This window comes from Pseudomonas sp. Pmew2, assembly GCF_058129885.1.
The window spans coordinates 2,792,165-2,811,284 of sequence record NZ_CM176702.1; the positions used below are offsets into that span (position 1 = coordinate 2,792,165).

Below are 19,120 nucleotides of genomic sequence, written 5' to 3' on the forward strand. Positions count from 1 at the left end.
CGGGATTGAAGCCCGCCAGCCCGCTGGCCGCTTACTGTTTATCGTTTATTGTTTCTCGGGCAGGTGTTTATCGTCATCAACCTGCTGTACATGCGGCTTACGGCGCAACACTGACAGCACCCAGACAAAAAATATCGGCACCAGAATCACGCCCAGCAGTGTAGCGCTGAGCATGCCGCCTATGACGCCGGTGCCGATCGCGCGCTGGCTCGCAGCGCCTGCGCCGGTCGCCAGCGTGAGGGGCACGACGCCAAGGATGAAGGCCAGCGATGTCATGACAATCGGCCGAAAGCGCAGTCGCGCAGCCTGAAGTGCCGCGTCACGCAGCGAATGGCCTTGATCCCACAGCTCCTTGGCGAATTCGACGATGAGAATCGCGTTTTTTGCTGCCAGCCCGATGATCGTGATCAACCCGACCTTGAAATACACATCGTTAGGCATGCCGACCGCAGTCACTGCCAGCACGGAGCCCAGCGCACCGACCGGTACGATCAGCATCACCACCAGCGGAATCGCCCAGCTTTCATACAGCGCAACCAGCAGCAGGAACACCACCAGCAGCGCCAGGCCGAACAGGCCTGCTGCCTGGCCGCTGGCGACTCTTTCCTGATAGGAGAGGCCGGTCCATTCATAGCCGATGCCTTGCGGCAGCTCGGAAACGATCCGTTCGATTTCCGCCATCGCTTCACCTGTACTCACACCCGGTGCTGCATCGCCGGAAATCCTGAACGCGGGGTAGCCGTTGTAGCGGGCGATCTGCACCGGGCCTTGTTCCCATTGCGTCGAAACGAATGCGCCCAGCGGCACCAGCGTGCCGCTGCTGTTGGGCACGTAGAGCTTGAGTACGCTTTCCGGAGTCATTCGCGAACTTTGTTCTGCCTGCACGACCACACGCTGCTGACGTCCGGCATTGGCGAAATCGCTGATCACCGAGGAGCCGAAGGCGGTGGACAGCGCATTGCTGATCGATTCGAAACTCACGCCAAGCGCACGGGCTTTTTCGCGGTCGATATTCAGGCGCAATTGCGGCGCTTCGGCCAGACCTTCCATCATCGCGTAGAGAATCTTCGGGTTGCCGTTGGCCTCGCCGAGCAGCTTGTCGCGTGCCGCCAGCAGGGCTTCGCGGCCCAGGCCTGCACGGTCCTGCAGGCGCAGCGAGAAGCCGCCCGAGGTGCCCAGGCCGTCAATGGGCGGAGGCGTCACCGCCATCACCGTACCGTCGGCGAGCCCGGAAAAATGCTGGTTGAACGCCGCCGCTTCTTCAGCTGCCGACTGGCCCTTGCCGCGCTCCGACCAGTCCTTCAGGGTCGGGAACGCAAGACCGGCGTTTTCACCCATGCCCGAGAAGCTGAACCCCAGCAGCATGGTCACCGCACCCGTGGCTTCGCGGGACAGCATGTAGTTCTCGAGCAATTGCGCGGTGAGGTCGGTACGCGACCGGGTCGCGCCGGGCGGCAGTTGCACGTCGATGATCAGGTAGCCCTGATCTTCCACGGGCACAAAGGATTCCGGCAGACGCAGGTAGAAAAAACCCAGCAGACCGACGATACCGACGTACAACAGCATGTAGCGGCCAGCGCGTTTGATCATGCCGGAACTGACCCGCTCGTAACGGTCGGTGAATCTACCGAACAGCCGATTGAAGCCGCCGAAGAACCCGCGCTTCTCACTGTGCCCGGCCGGAATCGGCTTGAGCAACGTGGCACACAGTGCCGGGGTAAAGGTCAGGGCCAGGAAACCCGAGAACAGAATCGACACGGCCAGCGACAGCGAGAACTGCTGGTAGATGACCCCGACCGAACCCCCCATGAACGCCAGCGGCAGAAACACTGCTGCCAGTACCAGCGTGATACCGAAAATCGCGCCGGAGACCTGCTGCATTGCCTTGACCGTTGCGGCTGCTGGAGAAAGGCCTTCTTCGGCCATGATCCGCTCCACGTTTTCCACCACCACAATGGCGTCGTCGACCAGGATACCGATGGCCAGCACCATGCCGAACATGGTCATCATGTTCACCGAGAAGCCCATCAGGTACATGATCGCCAGGGTCCCGGCCAGACACACCGGCACCACAATGGTCGGGATCAGCGTGTAGCGAATGTTCTGCAGAAACAGGAACATCACCAGGAAAACCAGCACCATGGCCTCGATCAGGGTGTAGATCACCTTGTCGATGGCCACGTCGACGAAGCGTGAGGTGTCGTACGGTATCGAAAACTCGACGCCTTCCGGGAAATTGACCGACAGCTCGGTGAGGCGCTGCTTGACTGCCCGGGCGGTCTGGATCGCATTGGCACCTGGTGACAGTTGCACGGCACCGGCCACTGCACGCTGCCCGTTCAGGCGCGATTCAAAACTGTAATCCTGACTGCCGATGGCCACACGTGCCACATCGGATAAATGCACAGCAGAGCCGTCTTCGTTGGCGCGCAGAACAATGCGGCCGAACTCTTCCGGGTTGTCCAGTGTGCCCTTGACCGCCAGGGTCGCGGTCAATTCCTGCAGTGATGAGCCCGGACTGCTGCCGAAGCTGCCTGCGGGAACTTGTACGTTCTGCGCCCGAATGGCCGCGTTCACGTCATCGATGGACAGCCCGAAACCAACCAGCTTCTGCGGGTCAATCCAGACCCGCATCGCGGCTTCGGCGGCGAAAAACTGCAACCGGCCGACGCCGTTCACCCGACTGATTTCGTTATTGACGTTGCGGGCCGCGTAGTCGGCCAGCGCGACCGTATCCTTGGTAGCCGAGCCGTCCTTGTAGTTCAGGGTAAAGATCAACAGGAACCCGGAACTGGCCTGTTCGACTTGCAGGCCCTGACTGAGTACCGTCTGCGGCAGGCGCGCCTCGGCTTTCTTGATACGGTTCTGAACTTCAACCTGTGCCAGGTCCGGGTTGGTGCCCGGTACGAATGTCACGTTGATTTCAGCGCTGCCGGTCGAGTTGCTGGTCGACTCGTAATACAGCATGCCCTTGGCACCGTTCAGCTCTTCCTCGATGACGCTGGTCACCGAATCGACCAGCACTTTCGCGGATGCGCCGGGGTAAGTAGCGGTAATGGTGATCTGCGGCGGTGCCACATCAGGGTACTGCGCCACTGGCAAGGCGGGCAGGGCCATCAGACCTGCCAGCAGAATGAACAGGGCCAGCACCCAGGCAAAGTTGGGTCGCTTGATAAAGAACAGAGACATGAACGGTGATCCTCGATCGCGCTGAAGGCGGCTTTATTGCGACTTGGATTGCGGCTGGGCGGAGGGCGATTTGGCGACGACCTTGTCACCGGAATTGAGCCCGGTCATGTTGCCGACGACAACCTGTTCACCTGCCTTCAGCCCCTCGGTGATCTGCCAGCGCGAATCCTGCATTGCGCCGGTTTTGACCGGGCGGACTTCGACCGTACCGTCCTGGGCAATCACCATTACGCGGGCTGCGCCATCACTGGAGCGCTGAACGGCACGTTGCGGGACGAGGATGGCATTGGCATCGACCCGCTGAGGTGTGCGCACCCGCACATACATGCCCGGCAGCAACACGCCTTTGGGGTTGGCGAAGCGGGCGCGTAACGACACCTGGCCGGTGGTCCGGTCTACTGCAACGTCGGTAAACAACAGGGTGCCAGTGCTTTGATAGTCAGTACCGTCGACGCTCAGCGACAGCGCGTCTTCGCCACCCTTGGGCAGGCGACCTTCCTGAATGGCCGCGCGCATTTGCAAGGCGTCGGCGACCGGCTGGGTGAAGTCGGCGTAGACCGGGTCGAGTTGCTGAATGGTTGCCAGCAGGGTGGTTTCGCCCTGACCGACCAGCGCGCCTTCAGTGACCATCGCGCGGCCGATGCGTCCTGAAATAGGCGCCTTGACCGTGGCATAGCCCAGGTTCAGCCTAGCGGTTTCGACATCTGCCTGAGCCGACTTTTTAGCGGCGATGGCGTTTTGCAGCGCAGAGCGGGCGGTGTCGAAGGTCTGACGGCTGACCGCTTCGATTTCGACCAGCGACTCGTAACGTTTGACCGTAGCCTGAGTTTCGAACAGCGTGGCCTCTGTACGGGCCAGGTCGCCCTGAGCCTTGGACAGCGCGGCCTTGAACGGTGCCGGGTCGATCTGGAACAGCACCGCGCCCGCTTTCACATCGGCGCCTTCCTCGAAATTGCGCGTGAGCACGATACCGGACACCCGGGCGCGTACCTGCGCCACACGAACCGGTTCGATACGGCCCGGCAGTTCGTCGACGACAGTGAATGATTCGGCTTTGACCTCGATGGCTTCCACCTCTTTGGGTGCTGTCGATGCAGCGTGATCCTGCTGCTGTTTCTGCTCGCACCCGGCCAGACCCAACACTGCCAGCAGGGCTACTGCAGGCATGACACGCCAATCGCTCAAACTACTCATCGCTCACCCGGGCGCAGCCCATCAGACACTAAAGCCGCGAATGATCTACTGTGTATGAGAATGAGTCAATATTGACTCATGTGAGACTTTAGTGACTAATTGTGTATAGGCTTTGAGAACGCGGTAAGGTTTCTGCACAATGCGCCGCCTGCCACTTATACGAGTTGAAGACGTACCCAATGGAATTACCTGCTGCTGACGACAAATTTCTGAAAGCCCTGGCCGTTGCGCTGGTTGACCACTCCAACGGTACGCTCAAGGACATTGCTCAAGCGGCTGGCGTCAGCAAGGCGACGCTCAACCGCTTCTGCGGCACCCGCGCCAACCTCGTGGAACTGTTGCTCAATCACGCCTCGGACCTGATGAACCAGATGGTTGCCAACGCGGATCTGCAGCATGCTCCGCCGCTGGAAGCGCTTCAGCGACTGGTCGACAACCACCTCATGCACCGCGAAATGCTGGTCTTTCTGGTATTTCAGTGGCGCCCGGATTCGCTCGATGAAAGCAGCGGAGGGCGCCGCTGGTTGCCTTACTCCGACGCCCTCGATGCGTTTTTCCTGCGTGGGCAGCATGAAGGTCTGTTCCGGATCGACGTCAGTGCCGCCGTCCTTACCGAAATGTTCGCAGCGCTGCTCTCCGGGATGGTCGACGCCGAACGCCGCGGCCGTGTGGCTCGCGCCGGTATGGGCGCATTGGTGACGCAGTTTTTTCTGCACGGCGCGGCGGCACGCTAAGCAAGTCTGTGCAGACGTCAGAAATCATAGGCAATCTTGCTGTACCAGAAGCCACCGCCCGGATAGAACGGTGAGTTGCCGTACAGGTTGAGTCCAACGGCGGAAGGAATTGCGTGCTTGTCCGGGCGCACATCGAAGATATTGGTGCCGCCGACGCTGAGGGTGATGTTGTCGTAGAGGGTGTAGGACACATCCAGGTCGGTGATCCACTTGGCCCCGAAGCTGCGATCCCCGCTCTCCAGCTGCTGGAGAGTCTTGACCTTGCCGTAACGGGTGGTTTGCAGATTCACGCCCAGGTCGCCCAGCGTCCATTTGCCGCCCAGTACCCATTTGGTTTTCGGTTGAGCATCGGTCAGGTCGCCTTCGCGGGCCCGGCCGACCCAGGTCAGGCTGCCGCCAGGGTTGCTGCCCAGGCCCTGCAAGGCTGCCGGTGCGTCCTTGACGTCGGTGATAATGGTCTTGTTGTAGTTGAACCCGGCGCTCCAGCGCACGTTGCCCCATGCACCGTACTGGCTGGAATGGTCGAGGACGATGTCCAGGCCGCGGGTGCGGGTGTCAAACGCGTTGGCGTAATACGAAGTCCAGGTGCTGGTGTCCACACCTTGAGCCGCCAGGATGGGCGCCAGCGCTGGGCCGTACAGGCTTTCGGTACGGGCGATGCGGTCGTCGATCTCGATCCAGTAGGCGTCTGCGGTCAGGCTGGTGCGCGGTGCCGGTTGCCAGGTCACGCCGAACCCCAGATTGCGCGATTTTTCCGGGTCCAGGGTGGTCGCACCGAGCGCCTGGGCCAGCGCCGAGTTGACCGGCGCGATGCGCGTCACGGCGGGCACTATGGTGCCATCCGGCGCAGCACCGACCCGGTTGTCCGAGATGCTGTAGCCGACCTGGGTCAGCGAGGGCGCACGAAAGCCCGTGCCGACGGTACCGCGTACGGCGAAGGTGTCGGTAAATTCGTAACGCGAGTTGAGCTTGGCACTGACCGTGTTGCCCGAGTCATCGTCGAAATGCTCTGCACGCAGCGCCAGGTCGACAAACAAAGGTTCTATCGGGGTGATACCGAAATCGACGTAAGCTGCGTAGTTGTTGCGTTGCAGGCTGGTGGCATCCTGCGGCGAGATGACCGCTGCGGCCTGGGCGGCAATCGACGCCAGCTGCCCTGCCAGCGGGTTGGCCTGACCATTGGGCAGAGTAGCCGGAAAGCGATAGCCGCCCACCTGATAGGCCTGTGCGTCGCCGGAAAACGTCCGGAACCGTTCCCAGCGATGCTCAAGCCCTGCGGATACTTGCAGCGGCACGCCAAACAGCCCGTCGAACGCACGGGTGATGTCGACGTTGTTGACCCATTGCTCGAATCGGTAAGTCGCCAGGTCGTCGAACGACGTCGGCGAGGCCGGTCCCAGCGACGGGTTGATGGTCAGATCGCTGTACTGATGGTTGTTGTTGCGCCCGTATGTAGTGCTCAGGTCCCAGTTCCAGCCCAGCGCTTCACCCTTGGCGCCAATCAGGTACTGATAGTCGGTGTCGTCCAGATTGTTAAGCGGGTAGTAACCGTCGGCAAACAGTTCGGGAATGTTGGCGTTGCTGTTGGGATAGCGGAAGTAATTGTTGATGATGGCGTCACGCTGCCCATAGGTGCCGTAGGAATACAGTGTGATCTGATCATCCAGCGGCAGTTCGGCGTTGTAGGCCAGGTTGAACGCCTTGATCTGCGGGTCGCCATTCTTCACGCCGACCCGATCCCACGTCGCCTCTCGAGGGTCGCCAGGAAAGTAGGCGTTATTGGTGGCTTTTTCGTTCCAGCTGGCATCGCCACGCTTGCGTGCGTCGGCCGAAAGATGCAGAAAGCCGCCGTCACCCAGTTCGAAGCCGGTGTCCCCTTCGAATTTGGTCACTTCGCCTTCACCGCTGTACAGCTTGCCGTACGTCACCCCCAGATGGCCACCCTCGGCGCTGGATTTGAGAATCACGTTGATCACCCCGGCAATCGCATCCGAGCCGTATTGCGCAGCGGCACTGTCCTTGAGCACCTCGATGCGCTCCACCGCGCTGATCGGGATCATGTCGATGTCCACCGAGTTCGCGCCGCTGCTGTCGGTCGAGCCATTGGCGGGCAGGGCGCTGTTATGGCGGCGTTTGCCATTGACCAGCACCAGCGTGTAGGCCGGTGCAAGGCTGCGGTTGGACAACGGGCGGATGGTCGAGTTATAGCCTGCGACGTTGGTGCCATAGTTGAACGAAGGCAGCAGTTTGGCGATGGCTTCGGTCAGGTCGGCGCGACCGGTTTTCAGTAACTGATCGCTGGTTACGATATCAATCGGGGCCGGGCTTTCAGTCACGGTGCGCTGTGTACCGCGAACCCCGGTGGAAATCACCGTGACCTTCTCCAGCCGGGCCTCACGGTCGAGGGTTTCATCGGCGGCCTGAGCGGGGTTCATCAGGCCAAGGCCGACAAGCGCTATGCTTTTGATCAGCGGGTTGCGCAGGGCGTGGCGGGGAGCGTGAGCGGGTAAGGCCATGACGGAGTGATCCTTGGGCAATGCTGAGAAAGTTCTGGGCACCTCCACAAGGCAAGGGTCGGTTTGCTGGCGAATATAGGGTTATGAAAAGAGCCTGTGAAAGGCCTTTTGGTTATATGTTGATTATAAAAATATTGAATTATTTCTATTTATTATATGTTTTGTATGCATTTAAAGCGTTGCGCACGGGGGGTCGGTAACAGTACTTGAGGGTGGTAAAGCTGCCTGTGCTGTTTTGTCGCACGACGTATTGCAGCCCATGAGGCCGACGTTTGCGCGCCTGCTCATGGTTTGAAACAGGATTGGCGGTATTCCCTGTTGCCTTGGGGTGGTAAATTCGCGGCCTTTGAATGTGTCAGAACCCACGCGCCTAACCCTCCAGGGGACGCAAGACATGACGTACCAACCGACCCGCCGCGAGGTGGTCACAGGCCTCTCGTTGCTGAGCCTTGGCCTGCTGACTGGCTGCGGCAATTCCAATGCCTTGCCGTTCAAGCACGGCAAAGACATGAGCAACGAGATAGTTGGCCGCAACTTCCGACTCAAGGATGCACAAGGCAACGTCAAGACCCTGTCGAGTTTTCGTGGCCTGATGCCGATGATCTTCTTCGGCTTCACCCAATGCCCGGCCATTTGCCCGACGGCACTGGCGCGAGCTGCACAGATCAGAAAGCTGATGGGCGAAGAGGGCAAGACCCTCCAGGTAGTGTTCATTACCCTCGACCCGGAGCGTGATACGCCCGAGGTGATCGACGCCTACGTGAAGGCTTTCGATCCGACCTTCGTCGCCCTGTCCGGTACGCTTGAAGAAACGGCCGCAGCGGCAAAGGAGTTCGGCGTATTCTTCGAAAAGGTCCCGCTGGGCGACACCTATACGATCTCGCATACCGCCACCAGTTATGTCTACGACACCCGCGGCGTGCTGCGCCTGGGCTTGTCGCACAGGCTGTCCGCCCAACAATGCACTGAAGATCTGCTCACTTTGATGGAAGTATGCTGATGACCGTTCTTATTCGTAACGTCGCAAAGCCTCTGTTGCTGACCCTTTCGCTGCTGGGCCTGAGCGCTCAGGCGCTGGCCGAAACCAAAGTCGATGACGCCTGGGTGCGTGCCACTGTGCCGGGCCAGTCCGCCACTGGTGCGTTCATGCGCATCACTTCGGACACGGACAGCAAGCTGGTCGATGTTGCTTCACCTGTTGCGAAAACCGTGCAGATCCATGAGATGAGCATGAAAGGCGACGTGATGAGCATGCAGCGCGTCAACTCGGTTGACCTGCCAGCCGGCAAACCGGTGATGCTCGATTCCGACGGCTACCACGTGATGTTCATGGGCCTTGCAGCGCAGGTCAAAGAGGGTGATCAGGTGCCTCTGACCCTGACCGTGGAAGACGCCAAGGGCGTGAAAGAGTCGATTCAAGTCACCGCAATTGCGAAGTCACTGACCAGCGACGAGCACAGCGGGCATGGTGATCACAGCGGTCATTGAGCCTGATCTACCTGACGACTATCGTTCCTCACGCTCCAGCGTGGGAATGCCTCTTGTGACGCTCCGCGTCACAACTCTGCGTCGCAAGATAGTTGAGGTTATCGTTCCTCACGCTCTCGCATCACGGTCTGCGCTGGTTCATATATTCATTTAAAGTCTAACCGACGAACCAAATATTCTTTTCAGGAACAAGCCTCTTTCAGCGATGATTGCCTTGCCACATCAACTTTGGAAAGGTGACTGATACCAACAGAACCTGGATTTTTATCATGAAAATGCAGGAGTGTATCAATGGGCAATGTCCAGACCGCAGCCAGCGCACATGATGTGCCCTGGCGCCAGACGCCGAGTGGCGACCTGGTCGATCTGGGGCGTCCTTTCCGTGCGCCTCTGGCGTTATCGCGGTTGCAAAGCACCCCCAAACCCATACTTGGACGACGCGAAGCCATTCTGCTGGGTGCACTGGCGCTGGTATTTCATGGCGCGGTCATCTACTGGTTGAGCCAGAACCCGACACCCGCATTGCCGGTCGTGCCGCCGGAAATTCCGCCGATGACCATCGAGTTCTCTCAGCCCGCGCCGCCGGTTGCGGAGACGCCGCCGCCACCGCCCGAGCCTGTCGTGCAGCCTGTGGTCGAGCCGCCGCCCCCGGTCGAAGATGAACTGGCCGTCAAGCCGCCACCGCCCAAACCGATTCCAAAACCCAAGCCGCAGCCGCCCAAGCCGGTGGTCAAACCGGTCGTCAAGCCAGTGGCAAAACCGGTCGAGCAACCAGCTCCACCGGTGTCCGCGCCACCTGTCGCTGCACCTGTCGCTCCCGCACCGCCCGCGCCAAAACCGGTAACTCCGGCTTCTGCCAGCGCTGGCTATCTGCGCAACCCGGCACCGGAATACCCGTCGCTGGCAATGCGCCGTGGCTGGGAAGGCACCGTGCTGTTGCGCGTCCATGTATTGGCCAGCGGCAAGCCCGGCGAGATTCAGATACAGAAAAGCAGCGGCCGCGATCAATTGGATGACGCAGCGCTGGCAGCGGTGAAGCGCTGGAGTTTCGTGCCCGCCAAACAAGGCGACGTCGCCCAGGACGGCTGGGTCAGTGTGCCGATTGATTTCAAGATCAAATAACGTTTCAAGTTCCAATAAACACGACATTCGATTGACCCGGCGAGCTACCTGAACCAAAGGCGCATCGCGATACACCCAATGCCTTGTTCAGACTTCGTTCATAAAGAGAGCTGCGCCATGAACCTACTTGCTTCGCCTTTTGAATCCATCGAACACGCGGTCATCTGGCTGCTGGTCATTTTTTCCGTCGCCACCTGGGGCCTGGCCCTGCTCAAAGGTGTGCAGTTCTCGCGCCTGAAGTCCCAGGACCGCAAGTTCCACAAGCAATTCTGGGCTGCATCGAGCCTGGATTCGGCCGCGCAACTGGCCCAGGAACAGCCCGGCGCTGCTGCTCGTGTTGCGCTGGCCGGTTACGCCGCCATTCAGGTGCCGGACGGCGCGCAGGCTAACGACCTCAGTCAGTCCATCAACCATCAGGACCGCCTTGAACGTGCCCTGCGTCAGCAGATCGTTCGGGAGCGCCGCTCGCTGGAGACCGGTCTGGCGATTCTCGCCAGTATTGGCAGCACCTCGCCGTTTATCGGCCTGTTCGGTACGGTCTGGGGCATTATGTCGGCGCTCAAGGGTATCAGTGCTGCCGGTTCGGCAAGCCTCGAAACCGTTGCCGGTCCTATCGGTGCAGCGCTGGTGGCAACCGGTGTCGGCATCGCCGTCGCCGTGCCTGCGGTACTGGTTTACAACTACTTCCTGCGGCGCCTGAAACTAACCGCTGCCGACCTGGATGACTTTGCCCACGACTTCTATAGCCTGGCGCAGAAGAGTGCATTTCGCGTGCTGCTGCATCCGGTCCTTAAGTCTGGCGCTACAGGCGGGCAGGCCGGACAGAAAGTGAAGGAGGCGTCCTGAGATGGCTTTCTCCACACAAGATACCGATGAAGTGCTGAGCGAGATCAACGTTACGCCGCTGGTGGACGTGATGCTGGTGCTGCTGGTGGTGTTCATCGTGACCGCGCCGCTGCTGACCAACTCGATTCCGATCAACCTGCCCAAGACCGAATCGGTTGCGCCGGTGGAACAGAAAGACCCGCTAGTGGTGAGTATCGACGGGCAGGGCAAGCTGTTCATCAATAAGGATGAAATTCAACCAGATCTGTTGGAAACCAGCCTCAAGGCGGCCAAGGACAAGGCCCCTGACGTGCGCGTGCAGTTGCAGGCGGACAATGGCGTGAATTACGGCGAAGTGGCACGAGCCATGGCTTCCATCGAACGCGCAGGCATTACCAAACTGTCGGTGATCACCGCAAAGTAAGCAATTCTTCGTCCATCAGCTTCATCAGTTTTGGGCCGCATCCTCAGGCAGGTGCGGCCTTTTTTTGTCCGCGTTTCAGGCATTTTTCAGTCTGGACACAAATGTAGATGATTATTCTTTATTGATATTTAAATATTTAAATCAATGTCATTAAGCTATAAAGCATCGGACTTCCGGAACACCAATCAGACACTCTAATGATCGCTACCGTCCGCCGCACGGATCGCTCGTTGTAACCAGAACAGAGTTTCTGGATCAAGGATTTCAAGGGGTAGTGGTATGGGGAATTTCAAACGCAGTGTATTGGCCACGGCGATTTTTTCAGCCAATTTGCTGAGCGTCGCATGCATCAGTGCAAGTGCTCATGCTGCACAGGCAACAGATGAGCAAAACAGCCAGGGCGCATCCACCCTTAGCACGGTAATCGTTACCGGCACTCGGGCGCAGGAGCGCACCGCCAGTGCTTCGCTGTCGCCCATCGATGTGATTTCCGGCGACAGCCTGCGCAGTTCCGGCTCCAGCGAATTGGGCACGGTGCTGGCGCGCTTGATCCCTTCGATAAACTTTCCGCGGCCCAGCCTGGTGGACGGTGCCGAGCTGACCCGACCGGCGCAATTGCGCGGGCTGTCGCCGGATCAGGTGCTGGTGCTGGTCAATGGCAAGCGTCGCCACACATCGGCCTTCGTCAACCTGGGTGGGGCGGTGGGACGCGGTTCGGCACCTGCCGACCTGAACGCCATTCCGCTGTCTGCCATTGACCACATCGAAGTGCTGCGCGATGGTGCTTCAGCGCGATACGGTTCCGATGCGATTGCCGGGGTGATCAACATCATCCTCAAAAGCGCCGATCATGGCGGCTCGATTTCCAGCAAATACGGTCAGTACAAGAAGGGCGACGGGATTCAGCGTCAGGTGTCCGGCAACACCGGTTTCGCGCTGGGCGACAACGGCACGTTGAACCTGTCGGGTGAAGGCTCCAACAACGACTACACCAACCGTGCCGGTGATGATTTTCGTACTTCCAGCATAGGTTCCACTACTTACGGTCAGCAGGTGTTCCGTCAGGGTGAGCCGCAAACCCACGAGGGCAAGCTGCAATACAACGCCGAGTACAGTTTCAATGATGCGGCGGAGTTCTACAGCTTCGGTGGCTACAGCAAGCGCCGTGGTGAAACGGCCGCGTTTTATCGGCCGAGCAACGCCTCCAACAACATCGCTGCGATTTACCCCAACGGTTATCTGCCACTGATTAACGGCACGCTGGAAGACACCTCGCTGGTAGCGGGATTACGCGGCGAGCTGGCGGATGACTGGCACTACGACGTGTCTGCCAACTACGGGAAAAACACCTATGAACTGCGCACCAAAACCATCAATACGTCACTTGGCCTGAACACGCCGCGCTCGTTCGATAACGGCACGCTGACCAACGATCAGAAGCAACTTGGCTTCGATCTGTCGCGGGAGTTCAGCGCGGCATGGCTGCCTCACCCGGTGTCGGTCTCGTTCGGCGCCGAATACCTGCACCAGGGTTATCAGATCGAAGCGGGGCAGGCCGAGTCGTATTTTCAGACCGGCAGTTCCGGGCTGGGCGGCTTCCGCGCCGCCGATGCAGGCAGCTACTCGCGACACAACTTCGCCCAATATCTGGATGTGGAAACCAACCTGACCGAGAAGCTCGGTGTGTCGGCTGCCGTTCGCCACGAGGACTACAGCGATTTTGGCTCCAACGTCAGTGGCTCGCTCTCGGCGCGTTATGACTTCACCCCGCAGGTGGCTTTGCGAGGCAGCGTATCGACAGGCTTCCGCGCCCCTTCACTGGCGCAGCAGAATTTCACCTTTACCTCGTCACAACTGATTGGCAACACTATCCAGGAAGCGGGTACGTTTCCGGCCGGCAGTAACGTTGCGCAACTGTTAGGCGCCGAAGACCTCAAGCCCGAAAAGTCGCGCAACTACAGCCTGAGCCTGGTGCTCCAGCCACTGGACAGCCTGACCGTGACGGCCGACGTCTACCGCATTGATATTCAGGATCGTATCTCGCTGTCCTCTAACCTGGTGCTCAACAACACGGCCATCAACTACCTGCGCAGCAATGGCGTGGGTGATATCAACTACACCAGCGCGCGCTATTTCACCAACGCCACAGACACCAGCACCGATGGTGTCGATCTGGTTGCCAATTACCGCTACCAGTTCGATAACGGCGTCCGTTGGAACAGCACAGTGGGCTACAACTACAACCACACTAAAGTCACCGACGTGAAAGCCAACCCGGCGATTCTCGATCAGTTAGGGGTGAATCTGGTTCGGGTGGATCGCAGGGAGCGCATCGGTCTGCTGGGTGACACCACTCCGCAGCACAAACTGACGCTGGGCAATGATCTGACGTTCGGTAACTGGGCACTGCATTCCAACCTGGTTCGCTATGGCGAGTTCACCAGCTACCAGGCCGACAAGGTCAAAGATCAGACCTTCAGCGCGGCGTGGCTGCTGGACCTCGCAGTAGACTACACACTCAAGAACTGGGTCTTCACCCTGGGCGGCGACAACATCACCGACAAATACCCCGAGAAACTCAACGACTTCTCGTCCAGTGGCGGCAACCTGGCTTACAGCACGTTCTCGCCTTACGGGTATAGCGGGGCGTTTTACTACGGCAAGGTGACGTACAACTGGTAATTTGACTTGCCGCTGATTGTCGTCCCAATGCTTCGCGTTGGCATACAGCTCGTGACGCTTCGCGTCATATCTGTGCTGCAACACAACGGCATGTCTTGCCCGTAGTCACTGCACATAAATGAAAGCGATTTTTTGTCGCGACGGCACTGACGACGCAGAGTGCGACGTTAGTGACGGCTGAGTCCTGACGCTGATCCGGGGGATGCGAGGCAGGACGCTGAGCAAGCCGCACCGGGCCAAGGATGGCCCGTTGCGGCGGCCCCCGGATCAGTGACAGGGCGAAGGAACCCGACGAAGTCGGGCCGGAAACAGAAGCGAGGACTTTGCTCACTTTGGTCCCTCAAAGTGAGGCGCCGAGGGGCGAAAAGGGGACTTGAGTCTTATCTGAATCTATCTGACCTCGCAGAACCTGTGTGACGCAGAGCGTCACAAAAATGCTCTGCGTTTCACTCTCAACTGCCCTGCAACGGGGTGGCATCCTGAAAGAAGTAATCCTTCCAAGACGCCGGCTTGTTCTTGATCGCGCCGACACGGTACAAAAACTCGGCCAGCGGGTAGGTGTTCTTCGGCGTGATGGTGAATTGAAACTCCGGCTGATCAATGATCTTCAACAGTTCGGCACGGTCGATCTTCGCCTTGGTGACGCGCAGGTAGATGTCGGCGGCAGCACCAATGTCTTTGCTGACAAAAGCTTCTGCCTCGGCCAGCGCTTCAATGAAGGCCTTGTAGGTTTTCGGGTTTTCGTTGCGAAATTTCTCGGTGGCGAACAGTACCGTGGGAGAGTTAGGCCCCAGCAGGTCATAAGTGTTGAGCACTACATGCACGTTGGGGTTTTTCAGTTCCTGATCCTGATAAGGCGGGTTGGAAAAGTGCCCGGTCAATTCGGTGCCACCCGCGATCAGGCTGGCGGCGGCGTCCGGGTGCGGCAGGCTCAGGGTGTACTTGTCCAGGCGTGCGTATTCCTTATCACCCCAGAGTTTCGCGGCGGCGAATTGCAGGTAGCGTGACTGCACTGAAACACTGACTGCCGGCACCGCGATGCGGTCCTTATCGGTGAAGTCGGCGATGGTTTTGACGTTGGGATTATTGCTCACCAGGAAATAGGGGAAGTTGCCCAGCGATGCGACCGCCTTGACGTTCTGCCTGTCCTTGGTGCGGTCCCAGATGGTCAGCAACGGGCCAACCCCGGCACCGGCAACATCGACGGAGCCCGACAGCAGCGCATCGTTGACCGCCGAACCTCCGGACAGTTGGGTCCAGTCCACCTTGATCTCCAGGCCGTCTTCCTTGCCGTGTTTCTCGATCAATTGTTGATCGCGCACCACGTTGAGCAGCAGGTAGACGATGCCGAACTGCTCGGCGATGCGAATTTCGCCTTCAGCCTGTGCGCTGGCGGGCGCAATCAGCGTTCCGGTCAGTAGCGCGGCACCAAGCCCGATGGCCGCTGCCAGACGGCTGAAACAGGGTAGAAAGGGGGCAGGTTTTGACATGCATGGCTCCAAAACGGAAACGGAATTTTATGGAGCATATCGCTATATAAAAATTTATTTAAATAACCTTAACGAATATGAATAGACCGCCTGATACGCTTGGGAAGCCTGTACACCAGTCGTTCTTAATATTCTTATTTTCTATAATTAGCTTAGAAGTAAATGTGATTTTTAATTGATTTGTAATGCGCCTAGTCTGGCTGGCCAGTCAGCAGTCACCAAGGAGCAACATTATGAGCAACGTCAGCGCTTTGCCACTCCAGCCAGGTACTACGCCGTCGGGTGGCGGCAGTGTGCGTGACAGGGTTTCGCCGCAGGAATGGGAAGTCCGGGTCAAGTTGGCGGCGGCCTATCGGCTGGCCGCGCTCAAGCGCTGGACCGACCATATCTATACACACTTCTCGGCGCGGGTACCGGGGCCGGACGAGCACTTTCTGATCAACGCGTTTGGCCTGTTGTTCGATGAAATCACCGCATCCAATCTGGTCAAGGTCGACATCGACGGCACGATTGTCGATGACCCGACAGGGCTGGGTATCAACTACGCCGGTTACGTGATTCACAGTGCCATTCACGCTGCGCGCCATGACCTGCAAGCGGTGCTGCACACCCACACCCGTGACGGTATCGCAGTGTCGGCGCAAAAGGACGGGCTGCTGCCGATTTCCCAGCACTCCATTGCCTTCTCCGGGCGCGTGGCCTATCACGGTTACGAAGGCATTGCGCTGGACCTGAGCGAGCGTGAACGACTGGTCGCGGATCTGGGTGACAAGAGCGTGATGATCCTGCGCAATCACGGCTTGCTCACCGGCGGGGTGAGTGTAGAGCACGCATTCCAGCAGCTGCATGCCCTCGAGTACGCCTGCAACATCCAGATTGCAGCGCAGTCTGCCGGCAACGCAGAGCTGGTGTTTCCGCCCCGGGAGGTCATCGCCAAAGTGGAAGAGCAGGCCAAGGCAATCAAGGACGGTAATGGTCCGGGTGTCGCCCGACACTGGAATGCGCTGATCCGCGAGCTGGAGCGTAGCGGCACCGATTACCGGGACTGAGCCTGCCACACAGTGATGCGAGGCGCCTGGGGTTGGTGTAGTGTGCGCAGCCAAAACAAGGGGCGCACACATGCAAGACCTGCTGAACGAAATCCTCGATGAAGTAAGACCCTTGCTTGGTCAGGGCAAGGTGGCCGATTACATTCCGGCGCTGGGCGGGGTGCGCCCTGATCAACTGGGCATTGCGGTGTACGGCAACGACGGCCAGGTGTTCAGCGCCGGTGATGCCGAAACGCAGTTTTCGATACAGAGTATTTCCAAGGTGTTCAGCCTGGTGCAGGCCATCGGGCACTCCGGTGAGGACATCTGGCAGCGCCTGGGGCACGAGCCCTCCGGCCAGCCGTTCAACTCGCTGGTGCAGCTGGAATTCGAACGGGGCAGGCCGCGCAACCCCTTCATCAACGCCGGCGCGCTGGTGATCTGCGACATCAATCAGGCACGGTTTGCGGCGCCGTCGCTGTCAATGCGTGACTTCGTTCGACGCCTGTGCGGCAACCGGGCGATCACCTCCGATTCCAAAGTTGCGGAATCCGAATACCAGCACCGTTCGCGCAACGCCGCAGCGGCCTATCTGATGAAGTCTTTCGACAATTTTCATGGCGATGTGGAAGACGTGCTGCGCAGCTATTTCCACCATTGTGCGCTGAGCATGAATTGCATTGATCTGGCCAAGGCGTTCGGTTTTCTGGCCAATCAGGGCTTCTGCACTCACAGTGGCGAGCAGATACTCACCGCACGCCAGGCCACTCAGGTCAATTCGATCATGGCCACCAGCGGTCTTTACGACGAAGCCGGTAACTTCGCCTATCGTGTCGGCCTGCCGGGCAAGAGCGGAGTAGGGGGTGGTATCGTTGCGATTGTGCCGGAGCGCGCTTCGGTCTGTGTGTGGTCTCCGGAGTTGAACGCGGCGGGCAATTCCCTTGTCGGTATGGCTGCGCTGGAAAAACTCAGCGCGAGGATCGACTGGTCGGTGTTTTAAAGCCTTCTGAAGTGAACGGTGCGGTAAAGCGCGAACCTGGCAGGAGTCATGGATTGAATCGAAGGCTAAGCAAATCGCTCATGCTGAGCGTCGGGCTGCTGGTGCTGGCAGGTTGTGGCACCCAGCGTGTGCAGGAACCTGAACTGAGCCCGGAACAGGCGCGTGCGCAGATCGTGCGCCTGATGCCTGCCACTGTTACGGATCGGCAGGCTTGGGCAACGGATATCCATGCCGCATTTGCCGCGCAGAAAATTCCGATGACCACCGAAAACCTGTGCTCGGTATTGGCTGTGACCGAACAGGAGTCAACCTTTCAGGTCGACCCTGCGGTGCCGGACATGGGCCGCATTGCCCGTGCCGAAATAAACCGCCGCGCGGCGCGCTTGCATATCCCCAATGCATTGATAGCCACTGCATTGCGCGTACGTTCACCAGACGGCAAGACCTATGGCAAGCGGCTCGATTCAGCCCGCACAGAGAAAGACCTCAGCGCGATCTTTGATGATTTCATCGGCATGGTACCGCTGGGCCAGACACTGTTCGGCAATTTCAACCCGGTCAAGACCGGCGGCCCGATGCAGGTCAGCATCGCCTTTGCCGAGAAGCATGCGGAAGATTATCCCTACACGGTGGATGGCTCGATCCGACGCGAAGTCTTTACTCGCCGTGGCGGCATGTATTTCGGCATCGTTCATCTACTGGGTTACCCGGTGAACTACACCCAGTCCCTGTACCGCTTTGCCGATTTCAATGCCGGTTGGTACGCCAGTCGCAATGCCGCGTTTCAGAACGCGGTGAGTCGTGCGACCGGCATCGAGCTGGCGCTTGATGGCGATCTGATTCGTTTCGACTCCACCTCGCCAGGCTCCACCGAGCTGGCAGTGCGAACCCTGGCTGACCGGCTGGGCATGAACAAGTCACAGATATGGAACCAGCTCAAGCAGGGCGATACCCTGGAGTTCGAAGAGACCGATCTGTACAGCAAGGTGTTTGCACTGGCGGACAAGGCAGCAGGCAAGCCCTTGCCAAGAGCCATCCTGCCCGGCATCACCCTGAAAAGCCCGAAAATCACCCGCAACCTGACCACCGCCTGGTTCGCCGAACGCGTCGACGACCGCCGCGAACGCTGCGTACAGCGCGCACCGAAGTGAGGGTGAGTCCGGAATAAGCGATCACACATCGATTATCGTTACCACGCTCCGCGTGGTAACGCAGTTCGTGACGCTCCGCGTCACACATTAGAGCCTCGACACCTGATTCAGGTCGTACGAGATGCTGGCCTGAGCTCCGGTTACGCCTGCTGTTTTCACCAGACTGAAGATGTGTGACGCAGAGCGTCACGAACTGCATGCCAACGCGGAGCATTGGCACGATAGTCATCTCAAGGCTTTGTGTATAACGATGAGCGCTCCAGTGAACTGCCCCCTA

General features: G+C 59.1%; 14 protein-coding genes. 10 read left to right on the top strand and 4 right to left on the bottom strand.

What is annotated here, in order from left to right; genetic code table 11:
- Positions 1 to 45: 45 nt before the first annotated feature.
- Together AC4ANK_RS12750 and AC4ANK_RS12755 are read right to left on the bottom strand one after the other, a co-directional pair.
- Entirely contained in the window at positions 46 to 3,189 is a 3,144-nt protein-coding gene (locus AC4ANK_RS12750; protein WP_002553839.1) for an efflux RND transporter permease subunit, read from the bottom strand.
- Positions 3,190 to 3,222: 33 nt separating this feature from the next.
- Positions 3,223 to 4,383: an efflux RND transporter periplasmic adaptor subunit gene (locus AC4ANK_RS12755; protein WP_031597984.1), complete on the bottom strand. Its 1,161-nt coding sequence runs from the start codon at positions 4,381 to 4,383 to the stop codon at positions 3,223 to 3,225.
- 179 nt (positions 4,384 to 4,562) lie between these two features.
- Between AC4ANK_RS12755 and AC4ANK_RS12760 the strand changes: the two genes are divergently transcribed.
- Complete coding sequence (locus tag AC4ANK_RS12760) at positions 4,563 to 5,117, top strand: TetR/AcrR family transcriptional regulator (protein WP_002553837.1); 555 nt, start codon at positions 4,563 to 4,565, stop codon at positions 5,115 to 5,117.
- 17 nt (positions 5,118 to 5,134) lie between these two features.
- On the opposite strand, the gene AC4ANK_RS12765 is transcribed toward AC4ANK_RS12760, so the two are convergent.
- Positions 5,135 to 7,633 (bottom strand): TonB-dependent receptor plug domain-containing protein, encoded by a 2,499-nt coding sequence (locus tag AC4ANK_RS12765; RefSeq protein ID WP_044423842.1) that lies wholly within the window; start codon positions 7,631 to 7,633, stop codon positions 5,135 to 5,137.
- A gap of 394 nt (positions 7,634 to 8,027) precedes the next feature.
- On the opposite strand from AC4ANK_RS12765, the gene AC4ANK_RS12770 reads away from it, so the two are divergent.
- From AC4ANK_RS12770 to AC4ANK_RS12795, 6 genes are all read left to right on the top strand, one after another.
- Positions 8,028 to 8,633 (top strand): SCO family protein, encoded by a 606-nt coding sequence (locus AC4ANK_RS12770; protein ID WP_002553835.1) that lies wholly within the window; start codon positions 8,028 to 8,030, stop codon positions 8,631 to 8,633.
- Positions 8,627 to 9,121, top strand: a complete 495-nt coding sequence (locus AC4ANK_RS12775) for a copper chaperone PCu(A)C (RefSeq protein ID WP_031596194.1) — start codon at positions 8,627 to 8,629, stop codon at positions 9,119 to 9,121. Before AC4ANK_RS12770 ends, AC4ANK_RS12775 begins: the two co-directional genes overlap by 7 nt.
- 291 nt (positions 9,122 to 9,412) lie before the next feature.
- On the top strand, positions 9,413 to 10,243 hold the full coding sequence (locus AC4ANK_RS12780) for an energy transducer TonB (RefSeq protein WP_031596192.1): 831 nt from the start codon (positions 9,413 to 9,415) through the stop codon (positions 10,241 to 10,243).
- A gap of 117 nt (positions 10,244 to 10,360) precedes the next feature.
- Positions 10,361 to 11,089, top strand: a complete 729-nt coding sequence (locus tag AC4ANK_RS12785) for a MotA/TolQ/ExbB proton channel family protein (protein ID WP_002553832.1) — start codon at positions 10,361 to 10,363, stop codon at positions 11,087 to 11,089.
- 1 nt (position 11,090) lies between these two features.
- Positions 11,091 to 11,492: an ExbD/TolR family protein gene (locus tag AC4ANK_RS12790; RefSeq protein WP_002553831.1), complete on the top strand. Its 402-nt coding sequence runs from the start codon at positions 11,091 to 11,093 to the stop codon at positions 11,490 to 11,492.
- 279 nt (positions 11,493 to 11,771) lie between these two features.
- Complete coding sequence (locus AC4ANK_RS12795; RefSeq protein ID WP_002553830.1) at positions 11,772 to 14,174, top strand: TonB-dependent receptor plug domain-containing protein; 2,403 nt, start codon at positions 11,772 to 11,774, stop codon at positions 14,172 to 14,174.
- Between the two features lie 452 nt (positions 14,175 to 14,626).
- On the opposite strand, the gene AC4ANK_RS12800 is transcribed toward AC4ANK_RS12795, so the two are convergent.
- Positions 14,627 to 15,664 carry an ABC transporter substrate-binding protein gene (locus tag AC4ANK_RS12800; RefSeq protein ID WP_002553829.1) on the bottom strand — a complete coding sequence of 346 codons (1,038 nt, stop codon included), beginning with the start codon at positions 15,662 to 15,664 and terminating at the stop codon, positions 14,627 to 14,629.
- A 233-nt stretch (positions 15,665 to 15,897) separates the two neighbouring features.
- Here AC4ANK_RS12800 and AC4ANK_RS12805 point away from each other — a divergent pair, with 233 nt between their 5' ends.
- The 3 genes from AC4ANK_RS12805 (at position 15,898) to AC4ANK_RS12815 (ending at position 18,843) form a co-directional block, all read left to right on the top strand.
- Positions 15,898 to 16,713: a class II aldolase/adducin family protein gene (locus AC4ANK_RS12805; RefSeq protein WP_002553828.1), complete on the top strand. Its 816-nt coding sequence runs from the start codon at positions 15,898 to 15,900 to the stop codon at positions 16,711 to 16,713.
- Positions 16,714 to 16,783: 70 nt separating this feature from the next.
- Positions 16,784 to 17,692 (top strand): glutaminase B, encoded by a 909-nt coding sequence (gene glsB, locus AC4ANK_RS12810; protein WP_002553827.1) that lies wholly within the window; start codon positions 16,784 to 16,786, stop codon positions 17,690 to 17,692.
- A gap of 80 nt (positions 17,693 to 17,772) precedes the next feature.
- On the top strand, positions 17,773 to 18,843 hold the full coding sequence (locus AC4ANK_RS12815) for a DUF1615 domain-containing protein (RefSeq protein WP_002553826.1): 1,071 nt from the start codon (positions 17,773 to 17,775) through the stop codon (positions 18,841 to 18,843).
- The last annotated feature ends 277 nt before the right edge of the window (positions 18,844 to 19,120 follow it).

Coding starts and splice junctions, on each gene's coding strand:
- AC4ANK_RS12795 (WP_002553830.1), top strand. CDS start 11,772: ATGGGGAATTTCAAACGCAGTGTATTGGCCACGGCGATTTTTTCAGCC.
- glsB (WP_002553827.1), top strand. CDS start 16,784: ATGCAAGACCTGCTGAACGAAATCCTCGATGAAGTAAGACCCTTGCTT.
- AC4ANK_RS12805 (WP_002553828.1), top strand. CDS start 15,898: ATGAGCAACGTCAGCGCTTTGCCACTCCAGCCAGGTACTACGCCGTCG.
- AC4ANK_RS12815 (WP_002553826.1), top strand. CDS start 17,773: ATGCTGAGCGTCGGGCTGCTGGTGCTGGCAGGTTGTGGCACCCAGCGT.
- AC4ANK_RS12800 (WP_002553829.1), bottom strand. CDS start 15,664: ATGTCAAAACCTGCCCCCTTTCTACCCTGTTTCAGCCGTCTGGCAGCG.
- AC4ANK_RS12750 (WP_002553839.1), bottom strand. CDS start 3,189: ATGTCTCTGTTCTTTATCAAGCGACCCAACTTTGCCTGGGTGCTGGCC.
- AC4ANK_RS12785 (WP_002553832.1), top strand. CDS start 10,361: ATGAACCTACTTGCTTCGCCTTTTGAATCCATCGAACACGCGGTCATC.
- AC4ANK_RS12780 (WP_031596192.1), top strand. CDS start 9,413: ATGGGCAATGTCCAGACCGCAGCCAGCGCACATGATGTGCCCTGGCGC.
- AC4ANK_RS12775 (WP_031596194.1), top strand. CDS start 8,627: ATGCTGATGACCGTTCTTATTCGTAACGTCGCAAAGCCTCTGTTGCTG.
- AC4ANK_RS12755 (WP_031597984.1), bottom strand. CDS start 4,383: ATGAGTAGTTTGAGCGATTGGCGTGTCATGCCTGCAGTAGCCCTGCTG.
- AC4ANK_RS12765 (WP_044423842.1), bottom strand. CDS start 7,633: ATGGCCTTACCCGCTCACGCTCCCCGCCACGCCCTGCGCAACCCGCTG.
- AC4ANK_RS12760 (WP_002553837.1), top strand. CDS start 4,563: ATGGAATTACCTGCTGCTGACGACAAATTTCTGAAAGCCCTGGCCGTT.
- AC4ANK_RS12790 (WP_002553831.1), top strand. CDS start 11,091: ATGGCTTTCTCCACACAAGATACCGATGAAGTGCTGAGCGAGATCAAC.
- AC4ANK_RS12770 (WP_002553835.1), top strand. CDS start 8,028: ATGACGTACCAACCGACCCGCCGCGAGGTGGTCACAGGCCTCTCGTTG.